The sequence below is a fragment of the Ilumatobacteraceae bacterium genome (assembly GCA_033344875.1).
GTDB lineage: Bacteria > Actinomycetota > Acidimicrobiia > Acidimicrobiales > Ilumatobacteraceae > Ilumatobacter.
Genome location: JAWPMO010000001.1, coordinates 462,480 through 486,379, shown reverse-complemented (window position 1 = coordinate 486,379; position 23,900 = coordinate 462,480). Strand labels below are relative to the sequence as shown.

Annotated in this window: 21 protein-coding genes; 2 read left to right on the top strand and 19 right to left on the bottom strand. The window is 68.1% G+C overall.

Features of this window, described 5'->3' with window-relative positions; all coding sequences use genetic code 11:
* Positions 1-17: 17 nt before the first annotated feature.
* Positions 18-3,596: a DNA polymerase III subunit alpha gene (gene dnaE / locus R8G01_02300; GenBank protein ID MDW3212799.1), complete on the bottom strand. Its 3,579-nt coding sequence runs from the start codon at positions 3,594-3,596 to the stop codon at positions 18-20.
* 75 nt (positions 3,597-3,671) lie between these two features.
* Positions 3,672-4,325: an isochorismatase family cysteine hydrolase gene (locus R8G01_02295; GenBank protein ID MDW3212798.1), complete on the bottom strand. Its 654-nt coding sequence runs from the start codon at positions 4,323-4,325 to the stop codon at positions 3,672-3,674.
* Positions 4,326-4,355: 30 nt separating this feature from the next.
* On the opposite strand from R8G01_02295, the gene R8G01_02290 reads away from it, so the two are divergent.
* Complete coding sequence (locus R8G01_02290) at positions 4,356-5,261, top strand: DUF72 domain-containing protein (GenBank protein ID MDW3212797.1); 906 nt, start codon at positions 4,356-4,358, stop codon at positions 5,259-5,261.
* A 34-nt stretch (positions 5,262-5,295) separates the two neighbouring features.
* On the opposite strand, the gene R8G01_02285 is transcribed toward R8G01_02290, so the two are convergent.
* Positions 5,296-5,859 (bottom strand): bacterial proteasome activator family protein, encoded by a 564-nt coding sequence (locus R8G01_02285; protein ID MDW3212796.1) that lies wholly within the window; start codon positions 5,857-5,859, stop codon positions 5,296-5,298.
* Positions 5,860-5,889: 30 nt separating this feature from the next.
* A complete protein-coding gene (locus R8G01_02280; GenBank protein MDW3212795.1) occupies positions 5,890-7,011 on the bottom strand; it encodes an alkaline phosphatase family protein in 1,122 nt (373 codons plus the stop codon).
* 70 nt (positions 7,012-7,081) lie between these two features.
* On the opposite strand from R8G01_02280, the gene R8G01_02275 reads away from it, so the two are divergent.
* A complete protein-coding gene (locus R8G01_02275; protein ID MDW3212794.1) occupies positions 7,082-7,534 on the top strand; it encodes an Rrf2 family transcriptional regulator in 453 nt (150 codons plus the stop codon).
* A gap of 6 nt (positions 7,535-7,540) precedes the next feature.
* On the opposite strand, the gene R8G01_02270 is transcribed toward R8G01_02275, so the two are convergent.
* From R8G01_02270 to R8G01_02200, 15 genes are all read right to left on the bottom strand, one after another.
* Positions 7,541-8,482 (bottom strand): RluA family pseudouridine synthase, encoded by a 942-nt coding sequence (locus R8G01_02270; GenBank protein MDW3212793.1) that lies wholly within the window; start codon positions 8,480-8,482, stop codon positions 7,541-7,543.
* On the bottom strand, positions 8,475-8,981 hold the full coding sequence (lspA, locus tag R8G01_02265; GenBank protein MDW3212792.1) for a signal peptidase II: 507 nt from the start codon (positions 8,979-8,981) through the stop codon (positions 8,475-8,477). The genes R8G01_02270 and lspA overlap by 8 nt, the downstream gene beginning before the upstream one ends.
* Positions 8,982-9,020: 39 nt before the next feature.
* On the bottom strand, positions 9,021-9,977 hold the full coding sequence (locus tag R8G01_02260; protein ID MDW3212791.1) for a histone H1-like repetitive region-containing protein: 957 nt from the start codon (positions 9,975-9,977) through the stop codon (positions 9,021-9,023).
* A gap of 46 nt (positions 9,978-10,023) precedes the next feature.
* A complete protein-coding gene (locus R8G01_02255) occupies positions 10,024-10,338 on the bottom strand; it encodes a DUF167 domain-containing protein (protein ID MDW3212790.1) in 315 nt (104 codons plus the stop codon).
* On the bottom strand, positions 10,338-13,436 hold the full coding sequence (ileS, locus tag R8G01_02250) for an isoleucine--tRNA ligase (protein ID MDW3212789.1): 3,099 nt from the start codon (positions 13,434-13,436) through the stop codon (positions 10,338-10,340). The genes R8G01_02255 and ileS overlap by 1 nt, the downstream gene beginning before the upstream one ends.
* 205 nt (positions 13,437-13,641) lie before the next feature.
* Positions 13,642-14,436: a DivIVA domain-containing protein gene (locus R8G01_02245; protein ID MDW3212788.1), complete on the bottom strand. Its 795-nt coding sequence runs from the start codon at positions 14,434-14,436 to the stop codon at positions 13,642-13,644.
* Positions 14,437-14,444: 8 nt separating this feature from the next.
* Positions 14,445-14,993, bottom strand: coding sequence for a cell division protein SepF (locus R8G01_02240; GenBank protein MDW3212787.1), 549 nt, complete (start codon positions 14,991-14,993; stop codon positions 14,445-14,447).
* Between the two features lie 27 nt (positions 14,994-15,020).
* Positions 15,021-15,713, bottom strand: coding sequence for a YggS family pyridoxal phosphate-dependent enzyme (locus R8G01_02235; protein ID MDW3212786.1), 693 nt, complete (start codon positions 15,711-15,713; stop codon positions 15,021-15,023).
* Positions 15,710-16,405: a polyphenol oxidase family protein gene (locus R8G01_02230; GenBank protein MDW3212785.1), complete on the bottom strand. Its 696-nt coding sequence runs from the start codon at positions 16,403-16,405 to the stop codon at positions 15,710-15,712. Before R8G01_02230 ends, R8G01_02235 begins: the two co-directional genes overlap by 4 nt.
* Complete coding sequence (gene ftsZ / locus R8G01_02225) at positions 16,365-17,456, bottom strand: cell division protein FtsZ (GenBank protein ID MDW3212784.1); 1,092 nt, start codon at positions 17,454-17,456, stop codon at positions 16,365-16,367. The genes R8G01_02230 and ftsZ overlap by 41 nt, the downstream gene beginning before the upstream one ends.
* Before the next feature lie 189 nt (positions 17,457-17,645).
* Complete coding sequence (locus tag R8G01_02220) at positions 17,646-18,935, bottom strand: FtsQ-type POTRA domain-containing protein (GenBank protein MDW3212783.1); 1,290 nt, start codon at positions 18,933-18,935, stop codon at positions 17,646-17,648.
* Complete coding sequence (gene murB / locus R8G01_02215; GenBank protein ID MDW3212782.1) at positions 18,928-19,938, bottom strand: UDP-N-acetylmuramate dehydrogenase; 1,011 nt, start codon at positions 19,936-19,938, stop codon at positions 18,928-18,930. Before murB ends, R8G01_02220 begins: the two co-directional genes overlap by 8 nt.
* Entirely contained in the window at positions 19,935-21,344 is a 1,410-nt protein-coding gene (gene murC, locus R8G01_02210; GenBank protein MDW3212781.1) for a UDP-N-acetylmuramate--L-alanine ligase, read from the bottom strand. Before murC ends, murB begins: the two co-directional genes overlap by 4 nt.
* A 106-nt stretch (positions 21,345-21,450) precedes the next feature.
* Entirely contained in the window at positions 21,451-22,551 is a 1,101-nt protein-coding gene (locus tag R8G01_02205; GenBank protein MDW3212780.1) for a UDP-N-acetylglucosamine--N-acetylmuramyl-(pentapeptide) pyrophosphoryl-undecaprenol N-acetylglucosamine transferase, read from the bottom strand.
* Complete coding sequence (locus R8G01_02200) at positions 22,548-23,882, bottom strand: putative peptidoglycan glycosyltransferase FtsW (protein MDW3212779.1); 1,335 nt, start codon at positions 23,880-23,882, stop codon at positions 22,548-22,550. The genes R8G01_02205 and R8G01_02200 overlap by 4 nt, the downstream gene beginning before the upstream one ends.
* Positions 23,883-23,900: the final 18 nt, after the last annotated feature.

Below are 23,900 nucleotides of genomic sequence, written 5' to 3'. Positions count from 1 at the left end.
GCGTTTCATCCGGTTGATCACAACATCACCGCGTCGTGACCGAACGCCATGCGGAGTTCGCCGACCGCTCGATCGATGTCGACCCGGAACTCGTCGGCGAGGCGGAGCAGCTTGCCCTGGCCGATGTCGATCTGCACGACCGAATCGCCGGGGTGATCGCGGAGGATCCGCTTGAGCCGTTGGATCTTGAGTTCGTCGAGGCTGGTGCTCGGCAACAGCAGGCGCAGTGGCGGGGCAGGACCGTCGGTCAACCCCGAGAGCACGTCGATCTGCTGTGCGATCAGACCGAACCGTGACTCGTCGCGCTTGTCGAGCCGACCCTTCACGGTGACGATCACGTCGTCCTCGAGCTTGTGGCCCTGTTCGAGCAGTGTGCGCGGGAAGACCGTGACCTCGATCGACGCCTCGAGATCCTCGATCACGAAGACGGCCATCTGGTCACCCTTCTTCGTGAACTTCCGGGCGAGATTGGTGATGACACCGCCGACCTTGACCGCCGCGCCGTCCTCCATCTCCGGCAGGTCGAGCAACGCGTGTTCGACCTTACGTTTGAGCGCCGCCTCGACGCCGAACAGCGGGTGGTCCGACACGTACAGGCCGAGCATGTCCTTTTCGGCCTTCAGCTTGTCGCCCTTGTCGAACTCGATGTCGGGGATCGGGATCCGTTCGCTGAAGCCGCCGTCGTCGCCGGCCTCGTCGTCGCCCATGTCGCCGAACAGGCTCATGATGCCCTTGTCGCGCTCACGCCGACGATCGATCGTCGTGTCGAGGATCTGTTCGAACGAGGCCAGCAGCCCACGCCGCGGCAGACCGAGGCGATCGAACGCACCGGCCTTGATCAACGACTCGACGGTGCGCTTGTTCAGCACCTGCTCGGGCACGCGCTCGGCGAAGTCGTAGAACGATTCGAACTCGCCGTTCTCGTCGCGCTCCGCGAGGAGGAGCTCCACGAGCCCCTCCCCCACGTTGCGGACTGCCGACAGTCCGAACGTGATCGCCCCGGGGCTGCCGACGGCGAGGGACACGTCGTCGGGGACCCGACCGGCTTCGATCGCGTCGAAGTTCATCACCGACCGGTTGATGTCGGGTGTGAGCACCTTGATCCCGGCCGACCGACAATCGCTGAGGTACACCGCTGCCTTGTCGAGGTTGCTCTTGACGCTCGTCAGCAGGCAGGCGAAGTACTCGACCGGGTAGTGCGCCTTGAGGTAGGCGGTCTGGTACGTGACGAGGCCGTACCCGAACGTGTGGCTCTTGTTGAACGCGTAGTCGGCGAACTTCTCGATGATGTCGAACAGGTCTTTGCCGAGCGACTCGTCGTACCCCGTGTTGACGACACCGCGCTCGAAGCCGTCGCGCGCCGCGGCCATGACCTCGCGGACCTTCTTGCCCATCGCCTTGCGGAGGTTGTCGGCTTCGGCGAGCGAGTAGCCGGCGAACTTCTGCGCCACCCGCATCACGCTCTCCTGATAGATCATCAGGCCGAACGTGTCTTCGAGCACCTCGGCGGCGTCGGGGTGGATGTACTCGACCGGTTTCCGACCGTTCTTGCGGTCGGCGTAGTCGTAGTGCATGTTGACGCTCATCGGCCCGGGCCGATAGAGCGCGAGCACAGCGGAGACATCCTCGAAGCTGTTGGGCGCCATCGCCTTGAGCAGTTGACGCATGGGCGGCGATTCGAGCTGGAACACACCGATCGTGTCGCCGCGCGACAGCAGGTCGAAGGTCGGCTGGTCGTCGAGCGGGACCGTGTCGATGTCGAAGTCGGGGTCGCGGTGGGCCCGGATCATGGCCTGCGCGTCGGTGATGACGTCGAGGTTGCGCAGCCCGAGGAAGTCCATCTTGAGCAGACCGAGTTCCTCGACGCCGTGCATCTCGTACTGCGTGACGACCGGTGCGTCTTCCGGGTTCTGCCCCGACTCGGGCTTGCGCTGGATCGGCAGGTAGTGCGTGACCGGTTCTTTGGTGATGACCACCGCTGCGGCATGGATGCCGTCGGAGCGCTTCAGCCCCTCGAGTCCCTTGGCGACGTCGACGACCTTCTTGATGTCGGGGTCGGTGTCGTACATGGCCCGCAGGTCTTGCGCCGCCTTGTACCCGTCGGCGTACTTGTCGCTCTGCTCGAAGCAGTACTTCAGCGGCGTGTCACGACCCATCACCAGGGGCGGCATCGCCTTGGCCACCTTGTCGCCGACGCCGTACGGGTAGCCGAGCACGCGGGCCGCGTCGCGGACTGCGTTGCGGGCCTTGATCGTGCCGAAGGTGATGATCTGCGCCACGTGGTCGCGGCCGTACGTGTCGGCCGCGTACCGGATCATCTGGTCGCGGTAGCGGGAGTCGAAGTCCATGTCGATGTCGGGCATCGACACGCGGCTCGGGTTGAGGAACCGCTCGAACAGCAGGTCGTACTTGATCGGGTCGAGGTCGGTGATCCAGAGGCAGTACGCGACGGCGCAACCGGCGGCCGAACCGCGGCCCGGCCCGACGCGGATACCTGCATCGCGTGCGTACTTGATGAGGTCCCACGTGATCAGGAAGTACGACGCGAAGCCCATGTCGTTGATGACCTTGAGCTCGTACGACACCCGTTCGACGACGCTGTTGGGCAGGTTGTCGCCCCACCGCCGCTTGGCCCCCTCCCACGTGAGGTGCTCGAGGTACTCGGCGTCGGAGGAGAAGCCGGCGGGCAGGGGGAAGTTCGGGAGCAGCGCATCGCCGAACTCGATCTCGAGGTCGGCCCGCTCGGCGATCCAGAGGCTGTTGTCGCACGCTTCGGGGAGTTCACGGAACAGGTAGCGCATCTCCTGCGCGGTCTTGAGATAGTGCTCGTGCCCTTCGAACTTGAACCGCTTGGGGTCGGAGATCAGGGCCCCGGTCTGCACGCACAGGAGGGCGTCGTGCGCCTCGTGGTCTTCGCGATGCGTGTAGTGGCTGTCGTTGGTGGCGAGCAGCGGTGCGCCGATCTTCTTGGCGATCTCGACGAGCTTGGGGTTGGTCTCGATCTGCGCCGCGATGCCGTGGTCCTGCAGTTCGACGAACAGGTTGTCCTTGCCGAAGATGTCCTGCAGCCGGGCGGCCTTCTCGAGCGCACCCTTGTCGTCGCCGTTGAGCATCGACTGCAGCACCTGACCGCCGAGGCAGCCGGTGGTCGCGATCAGGCCCTTGGAGTATCGCTCGATCAGCTCCCAGTCGATCCGGGGCTTGTAGTAGTAGCCCTCCAGGAACGCGAGGCTCGACAGCTGGATCAGGTTGCGGTAGCCGACCTCGTTCTCGGCGAGCAGCGTGAGGTGGTAGTAGAGCTTCTTGCCGCCCTCGGTGTCGCCACCGGAGTCGTCGACGCGACCACGCCGGGTCGGGCGCTCGGACCGGTGATCGTGGGCCATGTAGGCCTCGGTGCCGATGATCGGCTTGATGCCCTGCTTGCGGCACTCCTTGTAGAACTCCAAGGTGCCGTACATGTTGCCGTGATCGGTCATGCCGATCGCCGGCTGACCGTCGGCCACCGCCTTGGCGACCATCTCGTCGAGGCGCGCCGCGCCGTCGAGCATCGAGAATTCGGTATGGACGTGGAGGTGGGTGAAGGAGTCGGAAGACACTGGTTCAGGCGGTGGGAATCACAAAGACGTGATTCGCGAACCTACCACGCGCGATCTGCCCCCGCTCCGGCGCGATCAGCCGCTCAACGTGCCGACGAGATCGGCGGTCGACCGCACGTCGCCGAAGCTGCGATAGATCGTATGCAGCGTCGCGTTCAGGTCGGCGTCGCGGTTGGCCGCATTGGCGTCGGCGACCATCACGACCCGGTAGCCGTGCTCGAGCGCATCACGGGCCGACGAGGCACAGCAGACATCGGCGACGGTCCCGGCGATGAGCACCGTGTCGATGCTTCGGCGACGCAATTCGTCGTGCAACTCGCAGGATCCTGGGAAGAACGCACTCGCACCGTCCTTCTCCAGGCCCAGGTCGCCCTCGCGCTGGGCGAGGTCCGGGTCCAGTCGGTCGAACACCTCGCCGTCTCCTCCGGAGCGCCGGTACCGGTCGGCGACATCACTGCCGTACAGCGCCCGACGGGCGGCGTTCGGCTCGGTGGCGGACGGCACGATCCAAGCGACCACACCGCCACCGGAGCGCACAGAGCGAGCCAGCGCGTTCACGTTCGGGATGACACCGGCGGCGTACGGGTTCGACTGCGTGAAGAACGGCACGAGATCGACGACGACCAATGCGGTACGAGACGCCACGATCTCGGCGAACGCATGCTCGGACCCCCGTCGAGCGAGGTGACGTTCGATCTCGCGTCGCTCGATGTGCCACTCGTGGAGCATCGGCTGATCCTCGCACACCAGACTGGTCGGATGACCCGGCCGGACGCCGACCACGGCACGAACCAGACGTTGCGGGTGGGGTGCGCGATGTGGGCGCACCCGCCGTGGGTGGGGCGGTACCTCTCCCCTGGTCGCAAGGGCGATGAACTCGCCGAGTACGCCACGTGGTGCAACGCGGTGGAGGGCAACACGACGTTCTACGCCGAACCCGCCGCGTCGACCGTGGTCCGCTGGGCGGCGCAGGCGCCGCCGGACTTCCGGTTCGCCTTCAAGGTGCCTCGAACGGTCACCCACGACCGCAGGCTCAGGCCGGAGTCACATGGGGACGTAGCCTCGTTCCTGCGAACCGTCGCACCGCTCGGCGACCGGGTCGGCCCCGTACAGCTGCAGCTGCCGCCGTCGTTCGGTCCGGAATCGATCGATGTGCTCGCCCGGTTCGTGGTCGGACTCCCCACGACGCACCGGTGGGTGGTCGAACTCCGTCACGGGCGATTCTTCGACGGCGGCCCGGCGCACCGGCAGGTCGACGAGATCCTGCGCAGCGCCGGCGTCGGTCGGGTCGTCCTCGACACCCGTCCGCTGTACGCGGAGCCGGCGGCCACCGAGGCCGCGGTCGAGGAGCGACGGACGAAGCCACGCCTGCCCGTCGTGACCGGCCTGATGGGCGACGATCCCGTGGTACGTGTCATCGGCGGCGACGACGTCGAATCGAACTTCGCCGGGCTCGCAGCGTGGAAGACCGACGTGGTGCGGTGGCTCGACGAGGGGCGACGACCGTTCGTCTTCGCCCATCAGCCTCAGAACCTGTTCTCACCGGCACTCGCGCGCCGGTTCCACGCCGCGGTGCGTGAACTCCGTCCGGACGTGGAACCACTCGCCGAACCGATCACCGTCGCCGAAGCCGGTGAGGTCACCGGTCAGGCACCGCTGTTCTGACGGTTCCGCGACGGCGGGCTCGGCAGGTGGTCGCTCAGAGGTAGGTGCCAGGGCGCTCGCCACCGGCCGGAGGTTGCCCGGGCATGCCCGGCACCTGGGCCCCTGGCGGGAGTTGCCGCATCTGCTCGAGCTGCTGTCGTGCGGCCAACTGCTGCGCGAACAGCGTGGCCTGGATGCCGTGGAACAAGCCTTCGAGCCAGCCGACGAGTTGTGCCTGGGCAACGCGCAGTTCACTCTCGCTCGGAACTTCGCCGTCCTCGAACGGCAGCGTCAGCATCTTGAGTTCCTGCTGCAGATCGGGCGACAGCGCCTCGGACAACTCGACGACCGATCGCTCGTACACCTCGGCCAACCGCTCCCGGCTCGCCTCGTCGAGCGGGGCCTGCCGGACCTCCTCGAGCAACTGCTTGACCATCGACCCGATCCGCATCACCTTGGCGGGCTCGGTCACCGAGTTCGTCTCGGGCTCGTCGGACTGGTCGTCCGTATCGGACTCGACCAACTCACCGTGCTCCACGACGGAGTTCGGATCGTCGGTACGGTCGGCGTCTGGTGTCTCCGCGTCGGTCTCGGTCATCAGGTCGGGGGTGTCGGTCATGGTTCTCCTCGGTCGATTACAACCAGTTCGTCAACGAGGCATTCCCGCCAACAGCGGAACGTACACCTCGGCCGACGTCATCGACCCGTGCCGGCACACCAGCTCGAACGGCCCACCGTCGTCGGGATCGTGGTAACTGACGTCGTCGCGTGCCACGAGTGCCACGTCACCGAGCCGCTGGGCCACCTGGGGCGCCACGGTGGGTCCGAACCACCCGTCGGCGATCAACTGCTCACGTGAACGCACCCAGCCCGTGTCACCGAACTCCTCGGTCGCCGCGTCGAGCAGGTCGTCGGTCGCACCACGATGCGCGTGCAACCATCGGAACCGACCCTCACCCGACTGCATCGCGACGTGCGAGAGCAGATCGTCGGTCGGCTTGACGATGTTGTCGGCGACCTGGACCTGGCCGTGGTCGGCGGTGATCAGCAGCGCGGCACCAGGCGGGAGTGCGTCGAGGATGTCGCCGACCAGCCGATCGGCGGTGCGGAGTTCGGCGTCGTAGTACGGCCCGAACCCGCGCTCGTGGGCGATCTTGTCGACGCCGGCGTAATACGCGTACACGAATCGTTCACCGGCGGCCAGCTGCTCGGCGACCGAGACGCAGATCGACGACGGGGCCCGGTAGCCGACCGAGCGGCCTCCTCGCAGGTGGGCCTCGGTGAATGCCGAGTCGGCCAGTTCGGTCGGGCTGATGATCGGCACGGTCTCACCGAGGAACGCCGGGAAACGCTGGATGTCGCGTGGCACGTTGGATCGACGGCGGTTGTCGCCGTCGACCGCCCAGCGCAGGACGTTCATCACCTCGCCGCCGAGCACGATCCGATAGCCGATCAGCCCGTGCTCGCCCGGTGTGAGCCCGGTGGCGATCGAGCTGAGCGCGGTCGCCGTGGTAGTCGGCGCGACCGTCGTGATCCGCTCACCGCCGAGCGACGACAGCGTCGGTGCGACGTCGGGTCGCTCCCGGAGTTGATCCCAGCCGAGTCCGTCGAGGACGAGCATCACCACCTGGTTCGCGTGGGAGACCACCTCGGGCATCCAGCTCGGCAGCGACGTGCTCCACGACTGCGGCCCGAGCAGCGCCGGCACGATGCCGCGCACGTTCGCGCCGCCGTAGTCGGGCACGATGGGCTGGTCGTCGATCTCGGTCACGCACGCCCAGTCCACCACCTTCGGAGGGCCGAGGCCAAGCGCGAGCCGCTCGAAGCCCTACGCTGGGCTCGTGCGAGTGTCCACCCGAGGCGATTACGCGTGTCGAGCCCTGTTGTCGTTGGCGCTCCGAGAGAGCGAGAGTGGGCCCACGTCGGTGCGCGACATCGCCGAGCGCACCGGCCTCCCACAGCCGTACCTCGAGCAGATCCTGCTGGCGCTCAAGGGCGCCGGGCTCGTCCGGTCGAAGCGCGGTGTCGGCGGTGGCTACGTGCTGGCACGCCAGCCCGAGGAGATCCTGCTGTCCGAGATCCTCTCGGCGGTCGACGGCCCGATCACGCTCGGCGACTTCGGCCAACCCCACCAGGACGGGTCGTGCGACCACGAGGGCCAGTGCGTCCTCCTGGCGATCTGGAACCAGGCGGGCGAGGTCATGCGTCGCCACCTCGTCGGATTCACCCTGGCGTCGATCGCCGACGTCGCGCGCGGCGACGCGCCGTGGCCGACCGTGCCCGTCGAGCCCTGAGCGCGGTCAGGCGTCGGGATCGACGCGACGAAGGGTGCTGAGCCGTTCCGACAGGTCGGCGGCGAGTTCGCTCCGGTACGTCACCTGTTCGCCGGTCGCCGGGTGCACGAACGACAGCTCCGCAGCGTGCAGGAACGGTCGCTCGACCTGGAGTTTCGGCCGCCGTTGGCCGTACGTCGGATCGCCGACGAGGGGGTGGTTGATCGAGCTGAGGTGCACCCTGATCTGATGGGTCCGCCCGGTCTCGAGCCGACATTCGAGCAAGGCGAGCTCGGCCGGGCTGTCGAACCGTTCGAGGACCTGGTACTCGGTGCGGGCCCAGCGACCGTCGGCGACGACCGCCATCCGCAGCGGGTCGCGCCGCGAACGACCGATCGGCGCGTCGATCACCCCGTGGGGTGACGCCGGGTGCCCCCAGACGAGCGCGAGGTAGGCCCGGGTGGCCGAGTGGTCGGCGAACTGTTCGATCAGCGCGTCGGCGGCGTCCTGGGTACGGGCGACGACGAGCAGACCGGAGCTGCCGGCATCGAGACGGTGCACGATGCCGGGTCGGATCCGTTCGCCGACGTCGACGACCTCCGGGTACCGGGCCAGCAGGCCGTTGGCGAGCGTACCGGTGTCGTTGCCGGCCCCGGGATGGACGACCAGACCGGCCGGCTTGTCGATGACGACGATCGAGTCGTCTTCGTGGATGACGCCGAACTCGACGGAGTCGTCGGCCTGCGGCGGTTGGTCGACGGGCACGGCGTCGGGGTCGACCGTGACCACCTGCCCCTCGGCGAGGCGGATCTTGCCCGACGGGGCGGTCTCACCGTCGACGGTGGCTCCGCCGGCGTCGATCACCGTCGACGCGATCGATCGACTCACGTCGAGCAGCAGCGCGACGATCCGGTCGAGTCGTTCGCCGTCGAGTGCCGACGGCACCGCTTCGACGATCTCGCTACTCATGGGCATCCACCGTTCTGTCGGGTTCGCTCGCATCGGCACGGCCGACCATCCAGGATGCCAGCACGAGCAGCGCTCCCCCGACGGTGACCCCGATGTCGGCGATGTTGAAGATCGGGAACCATTGGAAGTCGATGAAGTCGACCACGCCGCCGCGGAGCCATGCTTCCTGGCGGAACAGCCGGTCGATGACGTTGCCGATCGCACCACCGACGATCATCCCGACGGCGACGTCGGTGAGTCGACCGGGCTGGCGTTTGATGCTGAGCAGGAGTACCACGACGACCACGAGCGCCACGACGCCGATGATCGGCCCCATGTTCTGTCCGCGGCTGAACGCCATACCGGTGTTGTACGACAGGTTGAACCGGAGGGTCCAGAACACGTCGATGTCGCGATCGACGAGTTCGTTGACGGCCCAGTGCTTCGTCAGCTGGTCGGCGACGATCACGAACAGGGCGACCGGTGCCCAGGCGAGGCGCGCGCCTTCGAAGCGGTTCATGTCGGAACCATCATGGCGCGCCGGGGTCGCGAAGATCGATCAGCGGCCGATGCCGCCGACCTTCTCTTCGACCAGCTCGGTGGACCACGGGATGGCCTCGAGCCGCTCTTTCGGGATCGGACGGCCGGAGACCGTCGAGTAGCCGTAGGTGCCGGCCATGATGCGGAGCAACGCTGCGTCGATCTCCTGGACGGCCTCACGCGCCTGCGCGCTGAGCGCGAGGTCACGCTCCCGCTCGACGACCATGGTGTCGCCTTCGCCGCCTTCGTCGTCGAACTGCACGTCGCCCATCTCGGCTTCTTCGACGAGTTGGTGCGCTTCGTCTTCGAGTCGCTTCGCCTGACCGGTCAGGCGAACCCGCTCGGCCTGCAGTGCATCGTGCATCTCCTTGACGAACGTGAGGTCGAAGTCCTTGGTGTAGCCGAAGCCGTCCTTGTTGAAGCGAGGCTTGGGAAGTTCGGTCTGGGAACCGTTGTGGGCGCTGGTGGTCGACATGGTGGGGGTGTCAGGTGCCTTCCGTGCGGATGATCGAGGGGTGGATGCGGCCGGTTTCTTGCGGGCTCTGCCCGAGGTGCCCGACCGGGCTGGAGTCGTCGTCGTGGACGTCGCTGATGTGGCGTTCGTGGTCTTCTTGGTGCTGGTCTTCTTGGCCGTCGTCTTCTTGGCGGTCGTCTTCTTGGCCGGTGCCTTCGTGGCGGCGGTCGTTTTCTTCACCGGCGCCTTCTTGGCCGTGGTCTTCTTGGCCGTGGTCTTCTTGGCCGTGGTCTTCTTGGCGGTCGTCTTCTTGGCGGTCGTCTTCTTGGCCGGTGCCTTCTTCGCCGTGGTCTTCTTCGCCGTGGTCTTCTTGGCCTTGGCGGCGGTCGTCTTCTTCGCAGCCGCCTTCTTGGCGGTCGTCTTCTTCGTCGGAGCCGATTTCTTGGCGGACGACGTCTTCTTGGTCGTCTTCTGCTTCGCGGCCGCTTGCTTCGCGGACGACTTCTTCTTCGCTACAGCCACGATCGGTGCACCTCCTGGCGAATGTGAACGCCGGACTCTACCCGTTTCATTCCCCGATGTGGGGGTCTACGTGCGACGACGCTTCGATGCGACGCGGATTCAGTCGCTCGACGAGCGCTGTGAGACCATCCTGATCGAGGCCGTCGACCTCGAACCGTTTGGTGCGCGACCCCGCGCCGCCGATCAGGCGGACGGCCCGACGCCGCAGACCGAGCGCGGCGGCCAGCGCCCGCTCGATCGCCTCGTTGGCCGCACCGTCGACGGGTGCCGCCCTCACCGAGAACCTCGGGAGGTCACCGAACCAACCGCTGAAGCCGTCGCGCCGGGCATTCGGCTGGGCGCGAACGACGAGCCGGGCCATCAGCCGGTGCTGCGAGCGACCCGCACCGAGGCGTCGCCCGTCTCGGCCGATGCCGACACCGCGAGCGTCTCGCTCATGACGAGTTCTCGATGGGCCTCGAATGCCTCGACCACCTCGGCCGGACCCGTCACGGTGAGGTCGATGCGATCGCTCACGTCGAGCCCCTCCTCACGCCGCGCCTGCTGGATCTGGCGGATGAGGTCGCGTGCGGTCCCCTCTCGCTCGAGTTCGGGCGTGACGGCGGTGTCGAGCACGACGAGCCCGGCGGCGTTCTTCAACGTCGCCACCGCTCCCCCGTCGTCACCCGAGACCAGACGGAAGTCGAACTCGCCCGGCTGCAGTTCGACCCCGCCGACGGTCGCGACATCGCCCTCGACCGTCCAATCACCGGACTTGTGCGCCTTCACGACCTGCTGCATCTGCCCGCCGAGCCGTGGCCCGAGCGCCTTCGGGTTGAGCATCAGTTCCTTTCGGCCGAACCGGTCGACGTCGACCGTGAGCTCGACGTCCTTCACATTCAGTTCGTCGCGCAGGATGTCGACGTGCGGGGCGATCAGGTCGACGTCGGGAGTCGCGACGACCGCCTTGGCCAGCGGCAACCGAACGCGCAACCCTTCCGCCTTGCGGAGTGACAGCAGGGTCGAGCACGCATCGCGGACCTGCGCCATGCCGGCGTGCAGATCGCTGTCGCGGGGGAACTGGTCGGCGGCCGGCCAGTCGGTCAGGTGGACGCTGCCCGCCCCGCCGGTCAGACCGTCGTGCACGTGCTCGGACACCAGCGGGAGCAGCGGTGCTCCCACCTGGCACAGCGTGACGAGCGCGGTGTGGAGTGTGTCGATCGCGTCCTGGTCACCGGCCCAGAACCGGTCACGGCTCCGGCGGATGTACCAGTTCGTGAGCGTGTCGAGGAACGTCGCGACGTTCTCGCACGCGCCGAACAGGTCGTAGACGTCCATCGTCTCCGTGACACCCTCGACCAGCCCGCGGAGCTCACCGAGGAGGTAGCGGTCGAGAACGTCGGTCTGATCGGTCCGGAACGTTCCCGTCGTCCCGGCCGCGTTCGAGTACAGCGTCAGGAAGTAGTACGCGTTCCAGAACGGCAGGATCACATGGCGGACGGTGTCGCGCAGCCCCGTCTCGGTGACGGAGAAGTCGGCCCCCCGCAGGATCGGCGACGACAGCAGGTACCACCGCATCGCGTCGGCCCCGTGGACGTCGAACATCTCGTTCGGATCCGGGTAATTGCTGAGCGACTTCGACATCTTGCGACCGTCGTCGCCGAGCACGATGCCGTGGCTGAGGCAACTGGAGAACGCCGGCCGGTCGAACAGCGCCGTGGCCAGCACGTGCATCGTGTAGAACCAGCCGCGCGTCTGACCGATGTACTCGACGATGAAGTCACCGGGATAGTGGTTCTCGAACCACTCGGCGTTCTCGAACGGGTAGTGCACCTGGGCGAACGGCATCGAGCCCGACTCGAACCAGCAGTCGAGCACCTCGGGAACGCGTCGCATGGTCGACCGTCCGGTGGGGTCGTCGGGGTTCGGGCGCGTCAGGTCGTCGATCGCCGGCCGGTGCAGGTCGGTGACCGTCGTGCCGAAATCGCGTTGCAGGTCGTCGATCGAGCCGTACACGTCGATCCGGGGATAGGTCGGGTCGTCGCTCTTCCAGACCGGGATCGGTGAACCCCAGAACCGGTTGCGGCTGATCGCCCAGTCGCGGGCGTTCTCGATCCACTTGCCGAAGCTGCCCTCCTTGATGTGTTCGGGCACCCAGGTGATGTCCTGGTTCAACTCGACCATACGATCGCGGAACTCGGTGACCTTGACGAACCACGACGAGATCGCCCGGTACACCAGCGGCTGGGCGCAGCGCCAGCAGTGCGGATACGAGTGGTCGTAGCTGTCGTGGCGCACGACGACGCCCTCGTCCTTGAGCCGGCGGATGATCGCCGGGTTGGCGTCGAACACGTGCTGGCCGACGTAGTCGACGACCTCGGCGGTGTACTGGCCGTGCTCGTCCATCGGGCAGATGGTCGGGATACCGACCGCGTTCGCGGTGATCTGGTCGTCCTCGCCGAAGCCGGGAGCCATGTGGACGATGCCGGTGCCGTCCTCGGTCGAGACGAACTCGGCACCGAGCACCTGGAAGGCGTTGGGCGTGTCGGCGAAGTACGAGAACATCGGCGCGTAGGTGCGGCCGACGAGCTCGGAACCCGAGATCTCGCCGACGCGGGTGGCATGTTCCAGCTCACGCTCATAGGCGGCGAGGCGCGACTCGGCGAGCACGTACCGCTGTCCGTCCTCCTCCATGACGGCGTACGTGATGTCGGGTCCCACGGCGAGCGCGAGGTTCGACGGCAGCGTCCATGGCGTCGTCGTCCAGGCGAGGATCGAGGTCGGTACGTCCTCTCCACCCGGCAACCCCTCGGTGAGCCGGAACCGCACCGTGAGCGCCGGGTCCTGCCGATCGCGGTACACGTCGTCCATCCGGGTCTCGGTGTTGCTGAGCGGCGTCTCACAGCGCCAGCAGTACGCGAGCACCCGGAACCCCTCGGTGATCAGGTCCTTGTCCCACAGCGACTTGAACGCCCACATGACCGACTCCATGTAGTCGGTGTCGAGCGTCTTGTAGTCGTTGTCGAAGTCGACCCAGCGGGCCTGGCGGGTCACGTACTCCTCCCATTCGGAGGTGTACCGCAGCACGCTCGTACGACAGGCATCGTTGAACTTGTCGATGCCGAACTCGGTGATCTCGGGATGGCCGGCGATGCCCAGCTCCTTCTCGGCCTGGACCTCGGCGGGCAGTCCGTGGCAGTCCCATCCGAATCGACGCTCGACGCGACGACCGCGCATCGTCTGGTAGCGGGGCACGGCGTCCTTGACGTATCCCGTGAGGAGATGGCCGTAGTGCGGCAGTCCGTTCGCGAACGGGGGGCCGTCGTAGAACACGAACTCGTTGTCACCGTCGTCGCCCGCGGGGCGCTGTTCGACCGATGCGCGGAACGTCTGCTCACGCTTCCAGCGGTCGAGGACGGCGCGTTCGAGCTCGGGCAGGTTCGGCTGTGACGTCACGGCGGGGTATGCGGGCTGGTTCACGTTGGCTCCTGGCGGTGTCGGTTCTGCCAGGGACGAGCCGGAGCCCGCGGTACCACCCTGCTTGCCGCTTCCCGCAGGAGACGGCCGCTCGCATTCGCCAGCGGTGACGGGCTGGACCCGTCCGGTTCTACTGAGCTCCTGTCGACCAGGAGCCGTTCTTCCGGAGGCTCGGAGGTGATGGCTCGTCGATGCCGTTGGAGGCATGCTAGCGAGCGGTCGGGTCGATTTCGCCGTCGGTTCGGCTCGACGAATCGTCGTCCTGGTCGTCGTCGGGTGACGGCCGCTGCATCTCTTCGGTCGGGTCGCCCTGCTCGTGGTCGTCGGACGCCGACAACGCCGGCGGCCGCACCGAGCCCAGGCCCTCGGGCACACGCTCGCAGAGCGCTTCGATCTGGCGTGCGGCACCGCGGAGGCGGTCGCGCTGGTCGATCAGGAACCGCTCGAGTTGGTCGACGTCGCCGACGAGGAACTCGCGGCGGGCGACCAGCGCCTCGACCTCGTTCGCGGCGGCGACGCGTTCGGCTTCGGATGCGCTCCTCGCCTCGGCACGAGCCTCTTCGATCATCTGCGCGGACATCTCGCGCGTGGAGTCGATGGTCGCTTCGGCCTCGGAGGTGGCCTCGCCGAGGATCCGTTCGGCCTCGCTCCGCGCCTCGGCGACCGTGGAGTCGGCGGTCCGTTGCGCCAGGAACAGGGTTCGGGAGATCGCCTCGGACTCGGCAGCCGGGAGCTGCACGGTCGGCGCCTCGACCGGTTCGGGCGGCGGCGCCGGGGCAGGTTCGGGCGGCGCGGGTGCGGGCTCGGCCGCAGCGGCGGCGGTGACCTCTTGCAGGCGGGCGACTGCGGCACGAGCGCGTGCCTCCATCGCGGTCGCCTGCTGCCGGGAGGATTCGAGTGCCTTGGCGACCTCGGCGAGGAACGCATCGACTTCGTCGGGGTCGTACCCCTTGCGGATGGTACGGAACGACGCCTCGGTGATCTGGGCGGGTGAGAGCTCCATTGCCGGGCTCAGTCGTCGTACTCGTCGTACCGAGGCGTGCGTGCTGAGATCGGCTTGAGGAGATAGACGCCGTTGGCGACCTTCTCCATCGAGCCGTCGAGGCCGTAGCACAGGCCACTGGCGAAGTCGATCAGACGGCGGGCCACTTCGCGATCGGAGCCTTCGAGGTTCATGATCACCGGGTTGCCCTCTTTGAACTTGTCGGCGACTTCCTGGGCTTGGTCGAATCGGCGCGGTTTGACCGTGGCCGGTTCGCTGTTGCCGGACGCCTGGCGGCCGTTGCCCTTCGGTCGCGGCTGCACACCGGAGTCGTCGCGTTCGTTCGAGCGACGCGCCTGCGACGGGTCGAAGTCACGGGATGGGAACGTGGGACGGCTGGGCAACGTGCGAACGACTCCTTCGCCACCGGTCTCGTCGCGTTGGCGCGGAGCGCGCGCCTCTACGTCTTGCCGACGGCCTCGAGGGGCTGGTTCGTACTCTTCTTCGACGTCGTAGTCGTCGTATGCGTCGTCAGGACCCAGACCCAGATAGTCCATCGTTCGCTTCCAGAAAGACATGTGCTGACTTCCTCCTTGCCGCGGAGCCTATCGCCCCTGCTCACGCCAGATGGGGACAGGTCGAGAACCGAACAGAGCGGTTCCGACGCGTACCTGCGTCGACCCGCACTCGACCGCGACCTCGAGGTCGCCGGACATGCCCATCGAGCACATCGCGAGGCCGAGCCGATCGGTCGCCGAACGAACCGCATCGAAGCCGATCCTCGCCGCAGCGGGGCCACCCTCGGTCGGGCCGACGGTCATCAGGCCCCGGAGGTCGAGGTCGACCTCACCGACCGATTCGACGAGCGCACTTAGCTCGGCGATCGGGCATCCGCCCTTGCCATCGGCTTCGTCACCGGTCAACGCGGACGTGTCGACCTGGAGCAGGACGGCGGCGCCCGGCGCTCGTTTGGCGACCTCACGAGCGAGCTTGGCCCGGTCGATCGTCTCGTAGAGCGTCACCAGACCGGCGATCTGACGCACCTTGTTGGTCTGCAACTGGCCGATGAAGTGCACGCCGAGGCCAGGATGAGCGCCGATCGCGGATTGCTTCGCGAGGAGTTCCTGCGCGTAGTTCTCGCCGATCGAGCGGCATCCGGCGGCGACGGCGACGGCGACGACCTCGGGATCGAACGCCTTGGTCACCGCGAGGATGTCGACCTCCGGTCCCCCGCCGGCGGCGGTGATCCGGGCTCGCGTCTCGGCGAGCCGCGACGCCACGGTCGCTGCGTCGTTCATGCGCCGTTCCTCCAGGCCGCCACGACGTGGCGTTCGGCGTCGCGGCGGACACGGTGTGAGAAGCCGTCGAAGGTGCAGCCGGTGCACCCGGCGAGCACGTCGGCCGACAGCTCGTGGACCGCCAGCGCTGACCGGACGGCAGCCTCGACGTCGAGCGCCGGTGCGCCGGAGGTCGTGCGCCCTCGGATCGCTTCGGGATCGGCGTGAGTGCCGGCGGCGACGGCGACCAGGTCGTGATCGCCGAACTCGTAGCAGCATGCCCCGATGGTCGGGCCGAGCACGGCGCCGACGACGGGTTCGTCGAACGCCGCCACGGCGGCGTCGACGACACCTGACGCCAGACCACGCCAGCCGGCGTGGACGACCGCGAACTGGCGGTCGGCGCCGATCAGGACGATCGGGGCGCAGTCGCCGACCCAGCAGCCCAGCACGACGTCGTCGAGGCCGGTGATGGCGATGTCGCCGGTGGCACCGTCGCCATCGCCGGGCGCCGTCACCCGCACGACGTCACGGCCGTGCCGCTGGTCGGTCATCGTCCACGGCAGGTCGACGAAGGCACGACGGGTGCGCTCGAGGACGGGCCGCGGTTGTCGGGTCAGGTGGAAGTCGCCGTCACGGCGCGTGGAGCACGCGATCGTGACGCTGCGGCCGCTACTTGAGGAACGACGGGACGTCGAAGTCGTCGTCGTCATCGTCGATCGGCTCGGCCGCTTCCGGCTCGGCGAACAACTCGGTGATCCGGGTGGACCCGCCACCGTTGCCGAGCGACAGCCCGCCGGACGACGACGCACTGTCGAGTCGGTCGAAGCCGGCGGCGATGACCGTGACCTTGACCTCGTCGCCCATCTCGTCGTCGATGACGGTGCCGAAGATGATGTTCGCATCCTGGTGGGCGACGCCGTGGATGATCTCGGCGGCGGCGTTCATCTCGAACAGGCCCATGCTGGACGGGCCGGTGATGTTGAGCAGCACGCCGCGGGCGCCGTCGATCGCCGACTCGAGCAGCGGGCTGGAGATCGCCTGCTTGGCAGCCGAGACCGCTCGCTCGTCGCCGCTGGACTGTCCGATACCCATCAGCGCCGACCCGGCGTTCGAGAGCACCATCTTGACGTCGGCGAAGTCGGTGTTGATCAGGCCGGGGGTGGTGATCAGGTTGGTGATGCCGGACACGCCCTGCAGGAGGACCTCGTCGGCCATCTTGAACGCATTGAGCACGCTGGTCTTGTCGTTCGCGACCGAGAGCAGTCGGTCGTTCGGGATGACGATGAGCGTGTCGACCTTTTCCTTGAGGCGCTGCACGCCGTTGTCGGCCTGCACCGACCGGCGGCGGCCCTCGAACCCGAACGGCCGGGTGACGACGCCGATCGTGAGTGCGCCGGCGGCCCGGGCCACCTCGGCGATCACGGGCGCGGCACCGGTGCCGGTGCCACCGCCCTCACCGGCGGTGATGAACACCATGTCGGCACCCTTGACCATCTCGTCGATCTCGTCGTTGTGCGACTCCGCAGCGGTGCGTCCGACCTCGGGATCGCTGCCGGCACCGAGCCCGCGCGTCAGGTCACGGCCGATGTCGAGCTTGACGTCGGCGTCGCTCATGAGCAGCGCCTGCGCATCGGTGTTGACCGCGATGAACTCGACGCCCTTCAGACCGGCGTCGATCATCCGGTTGACAGCGTTGACGCCGCCGCCGCCGACACCGACGACCTTGATCACAGCGAGATAGTTGGTGGGTGCGGCGGCCATCAGTGATTCCTCCGTCGGAACAGGTGGATCGAGGTAGAGCGGGTCAGTGAAGTCATGGTTCTGCAGTCTGCGATCGACGTCTCAACGCGACATCCTGGCACGTAGAAGCCCACAGCTGCGGTGATGCTAGCCCGCCGAGTGGCCGACCCCTTCCCCAACCGTCGATCGGAGCCGACGCCTCCACCTCGATCAGAGGGTCACCTCGCTGGTCGAGACGTCGATCACGCCGGGTTCACGTTCGGGATTGTTCGCCAGCGTGGTCTCGAGCCGGAGCAGCTTGTTGAAGAGATCACGTGCGGCCCCGAAACGCACCTCGGTGCCGTCGTCGAGGAAGATGCTGAGCCTCGAACCGTCGGAGGTCACCGAGACGAACGACACCTGCCCCCGGATCGAGCCGGTCAGGTTCTTCGCCAACTCCGATGCCGCGGCGTAGCCCTGGGGGGCGAAGTCGCCGGGTTCGAGGTCGACCGGGTCGGGGCCGGCGAGCAGCAGGTAGGCGATCGGATACCCGTCGAGCACGGCGAGGACGCGCCCCTCGCGATCGAGCACCCGGTAGCGCTGATCGGGCCCCTGGTAGGTCGTCCAGGCCTCACGTTCACGGATCTCGATCGTGGCACTGTTCGGGAACGACACCCGGACGCGAGCCTCGTCGACCCAGGGGATCCGCTCGAGCGCGACTTCGGCCGCCTGGCTGTCGGCCCGCAACGTCGGTGTTCCGACCAGATCGTCCACGACCGCCTGCACCTGTTCTTCGTCGGCGTAAACGGCTCCGAACACCCGCACGTTCTCGGCCTTGACCGCGAACAGCCCCGATCCCAGCACCGCCAGACCGCCGACGGCGACGACGACCACCACGAGCACCAGCAGGATCCAGCGCAGCCGCTTGCGGCCGATCGCCCGTCTGACCGCAGCGCGACGTTCGCGCATGCGCGGCTCGATCCCGCGGCGGACGTCTCGTTCGGCGTCGGGCGCGATCGTGTCGCCGGTGTCGTCGTCCTCGATGAACACGATCGACCGGTTACCGGACCGTTCGAGGTTCCCGGCGACGTACACGGCGTCGGGAAGGTCTTCGTCCTCGATCGCGATGACGACGGGCGCCTCGTCGTCGCCGCTCGGCGGTGGTGCGACGTCGCTCACCGGCGGTGCCTGCTCGTCGCCGGCGACGTCGACCACCGTCGATCCGCTGTAGTCGTCGATGCGGATGACCGTGGGCGGCGTCGGCGTCGGGTCGACCGGTGCCTCCATCGGTTCCTGTTCGACGATCAGCAACTCGGCCGGCTCGCCGTCGGCATCATCGAACGCGAGACCGTCGGACGCGTCGATGTCGACGAACGCGTCGTGGTCGGAGCGATCGTCCTCATCAGCACCCGGCTCGTCCGTCTCGTCCGGGACGGTGTCGGGATCGGGTCCCCGGCCGAAGGCGCGCATCAGCTCGTCGAGCGCCGCCTGGTCGGGTTCGTGCTCGTGGGACTCAGGCATCGGTCCCGCCTGCTTCGTCGAACGACAGCGGGTCGGTGTCGTCGAACCCGACGAGCCGCACTTCGCTGCGCAGTCGGTATCCGGTCTCGCTGGCGACCGCGTCGCGGACGTGTTCGATCACGGCCCGCACGTCGGCGGCACGGCCGCCGTCGCTCGCCTGGATGAAGTTGGCGTGTTTGTCGGACACGAACGCCGTGCCGATCGAGAAGCCACGGAGCCCCAACCCGTCGATCAGACCACCCGCCGTGACCTCGCCCGGAACCGGGTTGACGAACACCGACCCGCAGTTCTGACCGCCCGGTTGGTGCTCGCGACGCCACTTGACGACGGCGCTGATCTCGTCGTCCGCCTCGGCACGATCGCCCGACTCCAGCTGCAGTCGCACCTCGTGGACGATGTGCGCCGGCGCCAGGTCGGAGGCGCGGAAGCGCAGCCCGAGCCGCTCGGCCGGCAGCGTCTGCAGACCTGACTCCGGGGCGTTCATGTCGAAGACGCTGACGTCGATCAGGTGGGCGGCCATGTCGGAACCGTGTCCGCCGGCATTCATCCGTACCGCACCGCCGACCGAGCCGGGCACACCGACGGCCCACTCGAAACCACGGATGCCGGCCGTCGCCGTCCGGCGGGCCAGCACCGGGAGCGAGACACCACCGCCGGCGGCGACGACGAGCGGGTACCCCGGTTCGTTCTGCGCCGCGATCATCGGGTCGGGCAGGTCGATGTGGTCGGCGAAACCGGCGATCGACAACGCGACGCCGGCGAACCCCGAGTCGGCGACGAGCATGTTCGAACCACGGCCGACGACCAGCACCGGCACGCCGGTCCGCGCTCGCACGTCGGCCACCGCCATCAGGTCGTCGAGCGACGCGACGTCGACGAACATCGCTGCCGAACCACCCACCCGATAGGTGGTCATCGGTGCCAGCGGCACGTCGCGCCGGAGGCGGTCGCCGAGGTGCGCTCCGAGCAGGTCGGATGCCTCGTCGACGACGGAGACCGTCACACCGCACCCCGAGCGGCGAGGACCTCGTCGGGCAGCGAGGCGATGTCGCCGCACCCCATCGAGATGCACACGTCGCCGTCGCCGACGTGCGAGGCGAGGAACGACACGAGGTCGTCGCGACGCGGCAGCCACACGACTCGGGCATCGGGGTGGTCGTCGAGCACGGCGTTGACGACGAGTTTGCCCGTGACGCCGGGGATCGGCTGCGTACCCGACGGGTAGATGTCGGTCAGCACGATCAGATCGGCCGCGGTGAACGCATCGCCGTAGTCGCGCCACATCTCGGCCATCCGGTTGTACCGATTGGGTTGGAACACGGCGACCAGCCGTCGCCAGTCGTCGCCGCTGTCGCGGGCGGCTCGCAGCACGGCGTCGATCTCGGTCGGCAGGTGGGCGTAGTCGTCGACGAACGTGGCTCCCCCGTCGTATCCGCGCACGTCGAAGCGGCGCGCCACGCCACCGAACCGCGACAGCGCGTCGGCCGCCACCGCGGGGTCGACGCCGATCGCCACCGCCAGCGCGAGGGCACCAGTGGCGTTGACGACGTTGTGTTCGCCGCGCAGCGGCAGGTGGACCGACGTGAGCAGTTCGCCGTCGCGCTCGACGTCGAAACGGAACGAGCCGTGGTCGGGCCGGAGGTTCACGGCGCGGAACTGCGCAGCGGCGTCGAGACCGTAGGTGATGCTGTCGGGGTGCCGGGCGGCGACGCTTGCCGCCCGTTCACCGTCGACGCACACGACCTTCGGGCCCGGGATCTGCGACAGATACCGGTCGAACGAGTGCTCGATCTCGTCGATCGAGCCGTAGTGGTCGAGGTGATCGACGTCGATGTTGGTGAGGATCGTGCCGTACAGCGGTAGTTCGAGGTGCGTGCCGTCGCTCTCGTCGGCTTCGACGACGAACCATTCGCCACCGGTCCAGTGGGCCCCGGTGCCCATGTCACGGACGTCGCCGCCGATCACGAAGCTCGGCCGGAGGTCGGCTTCGCTCAGGATCAGCATCAACATCGAGGTCGTGGTCGTCTTGCCGTGTGTGCCGGCGACCGCCAGCGACTTGGCCTGTGCGCAGATCGACGCGAGCATGCCCGCTCGGCTCAGCACGGTGACGCCGAGCTTGCGGGCTTCGTCGAGCTCGTTGAGATCGGCGGGGATCGCGGTCGACGCGGTGACGGCATCGCACCCCACCACGTGCGATCGCGAGTGCCCGATGTGGACGATGACGCCCGCCGCACGCAGGCGGTCGAGGATCTGCCTCTCGCGCAGGTCGACCCCCGACACGTTGTGCCCCATCTGGGCCAATGCGATCGCGATCGCGCTCATGCCGGGCCCGGCCGCGCCGATCACGTGCAGGCGACGGGGCGTCGACAGGTCGAGTGGGGCGACGGGGGTGGTTACGACGGTGCTCACAGCACCGCTCAGGCTAGGAGACCGCCACCCGCGACGGGCGCCATGCCGCCGACGGGGACGGGCGGGTTCGGACGACCGCAGCCGTCGACCGTCGACGGTGGTCGAATCATCGTGCGGCGACCTCGTCGATCAGTTCGGCCAGGGCGCCGCGGCGATGTGTCTCGCCCAACTCGGCGGCTCGTGCCGACAGTGTCGACCGCCGCTCGTGATCGACCTGCAGCTCGTGGAGCACGACGCCGAGCTCGCCGATGCGGTCTTCGGTCAGGAGCACCGCCGCGCCGGCGTCGGACAGCCAGCGCACGTTCAGCGTCTGGTGGTCTTCCGCCGAGTTCGCCCAGGGCACCAGGACGGCCGGGATGCCGGTCACGGCGACTTCGTGGACCGTGCTGGCCCCGCCGCGCCCGACCAGGACGTCGGCGGCGGCGTACACGAGCGGCATCTCGGTCTCGTAGCCGATCGGTTGGTACAGGATGCCGGACGTGCCGTCGGCTGCCGGTGCCGCCTCGTCCAGGAACCGCTCACCGACCGCGTGTCGGATCGCGATCGATGCGTCGTCGCGGCGCTCGTCGACGAGTCGCGCGATCGCCTCGTTCAGCAGTCCGGACCCCTGGGATCCGCCCATGACGGCGATGACGAAACGGTCGGACGGCAGCCCGAGGCGATGCCGGGCGACCGCTCGATCACGTCCGCGCCGGACGTCGAGGATCGACTGGCGGACCGGGGCACCGGTGAGCGTGGCACGCGGCAGCGGCGAGTCGGGGAACGCGACCGCGGATGCCGCGGCCCGCTTGGCGGCGAGCGTGCTCGCCCGGCCGGGCAGCAGGTCGTAGCTGACCACGACGACGGGGATGTCGAGGGCTCGAGCCGCGAACACGGCCGGCATGCTGGCGTATCCGCCGACGCTGACGACGACGCTCGGTCGCAGCGATCGCAGGAGCCGGATCGCCTGCTGCCGGGCTCGGACCATCTTCGGCACGAACGCGATGTTGCGGCGACTGAAGCTGCGCTGGAACCCCACGACGTCGAAGAACGTGTGCGCGAACGGCGTCTCGGGCAGCAAGCGCGTCTCGATACCGCGCACGGCACCGATGTAGTGGATCGTCGACGGATCGTGTCCTCGAGCGACGAGCGCCTCGGCGACGGCGATGGCGGGCAGGACGTGACCCGAGGTACCGCCGCCCGTGACGACGGCGAACGTCTCCGTCACCGCACCAGAGCCGGCGACCGGCGGGCCGACCGGGACGGGGTCGACGTGGGCGCAGCGCGTCGGCGAGGGGCGGTCACGGCCCGTCGGGCCACGTTGAGCAGGAGCCCGGCGGCGACCATCGAGGTGAACAGAGATGTTCCGCCGGCGGAGAAGAACGGGAGCGTGAGCCCGGTCACGGGCATCAGGCCCACGACGCCGCCGAGGTTGACGATCGCCTGCACCCCGAACCAGGCGGAGATCCCCCCGGCGAGGATGAGGCCGAACTGGTCGGGCGCGGCCAGCGCGGTCTGGATCCCGAACCACACCAGGAGACCGAACCCCCCGATGACGGCGACCGAACCGATGAAGCCGAGCTCGTCGGCGATCACCGCGAAGATGAAGTCGCTGTGGGCGAGCGGCAGGTACCCGAGCTTGGAGTTGCTGCCGCCGATGCCCGAACCGGTCATGCCGCCGTTGGCGATGCTGAGCAGCCCCTGCCACGACTGCCAGGCGAGATGCTCCTTGTTGCCCTCGATGTCGCGGAAGGCGGCGAGTCGATTGAAGCGCCGAGGGTCCGACACGACGGCGATGGTCGCGCCGAGGGCTCCGATCAACCCGATCGACGAGACGTGGATCATCGGTACCCCGGCGATCAACCCGACGGCGAGCACGACCGCGGCGAGCACGATGGCCGATCCGAGGTCGCCCTGCAGGAAGCTGATGCCGGCGCTCCCGAACGCCACGACTCCGAGCGGGATCAAACCGCGGCGCGGCTCGTGGAGTTCGTCGCGGTGACGGGCGAACGTGTCGGCGAGGAACGCGATCGCGGCCAGTTTCAGGAACTCGGACGGCTGGAACCCGAACGAACCGAACCGCACCCAGGAGTTGGCGTCGTTGATCGTCGCGCCGAGACCCGGGACGAACGGCAGCATCATGCTGCCGGCAGCGAGGATCGAGCCGACCACGACGAACGACCGCCAGCGCTGGTACGGCACCTTGTAGGCGACGATCATCGCGACGAACCCCAGGCTGGCCCACAGGAGCTGGCGGTTGAAGATCGAGTACGGCGATTCGTCGCCGCCGACCTGGTTGGCCGACGTGGCCGAGAGCACCATGACGAGCCCGAGCATCACGAACACGGCGACGATCACCATGATCGCGTAGAACACGCCGGGCGTCGGTCCGAGCTGCTCGGTGACGCGTGGTTCCTTCATCTGCACGGCTCGACGTGACGGCTTCGCCCGGCGTGCCTTGGTCGAGTAGTCGGCGCCTCCGTGGAGACGATCGAGCGCGGCGGCCCGGCGTGCGCGCACGTCGGACGTCGCCGACCACGGATTCATCGCGGAGGTCATCGGTATCGACCTGCTTTC

Excerpts from the sequence above, each read along its gene's own strand:
- R8G01_02245 (MDW3212788.1), bottom strand. The coding sequence starts at position 14,436 with ATGGAGCTCTCACCCGCCCAGATCACCGAGGCGTCGTTCCGTACCATC.
- ftsZ (MDW3212784.1), bottom strand. The coding sequence starts at position 17,456 with ATGGCCGCCGCACCCACCAACTATCTCGCTGTGATCAAGGTCGTCGGT.
- R8G01_02255 (MDW3212790.1), bottom strand. The coding sequence starts at position 10,338 with ATGGCCCGGCTCGTCGTTCGCGCCCAGCCGAATGCCCGGCGCGACGGC.
- R8G01_02200 (MDW3212779.1), bottom strand. The coding sequence starts at position 23,882 with ATGACCTCCGCGATGAATCCGTGGTCGGCGACGTCCGACGTGCGCGCA.
- R8G01_02230 (MDW3212785.1), bottom strand. The coding sequence starts at position 16,405 with ATGACGACGACGACTTCGACGTCCCGTCGTTCCTCAAGTAGCGGCCGC.
- R8G01_02220 (MDW3212783.1), bottom strand. The coding sequence starts at position 18,935 with ATGCCTGAGTCCCACGAGCACGAACCCGACCAGGCGGCGCTCGACGAG.
- R8G01_02270 (MDW3212793.1), bottom strand. The coding sequence starts at position 8,482 with ATGAGTAGCGAGATCGTCGAAGCGGTGCCGTCGGCACTCGACGGCGAA.
- R8G01_02290 (MDW3212797.1), top strand. The coding sequence starts at position 4,356 with ATGACCCGGCCGGACGCCGACCACGGCACGAACCAGACGTTGCGGGTG.
- lspA (MDW3212792.1), bottom strand. The coding sequence starts at position 8,981 with ATGAACCGCTTCGAAGGCGCGCGCCTCGCCTGGGCACCGGTCGCCCTG.
- R8G01_02235 (MDW3212786.1), bottom strand. The coding sequence starts at position 15,713 with ATGAACGACGCAGCGACCGTGGCGTCGCGGCTCGCCGAGACGCGAGCC.
- R8G01_02240 (MDW3212787.1), bottom strand. The coding sequence starts at position 14,993 with ATGTCTTTCTGGAAGCGAACGATGGACTATCTGGGTCTGGGTCCTGAC.
- R8G01_02295 (MDW3212798.1), bottom strand. The coding sequence starts at position 4,325 with ATGCTCCACGAGTGGCACATCGAGCGACGCGAGATCGAACGTCACCTC.
- R8G01_02285 (MDW3212796.1), bottom strand. The coding sequence starts at position 5,859 with ATGACCGACACCCCCGACCTGATGACCGAGACCGACGCGGAGACACCA.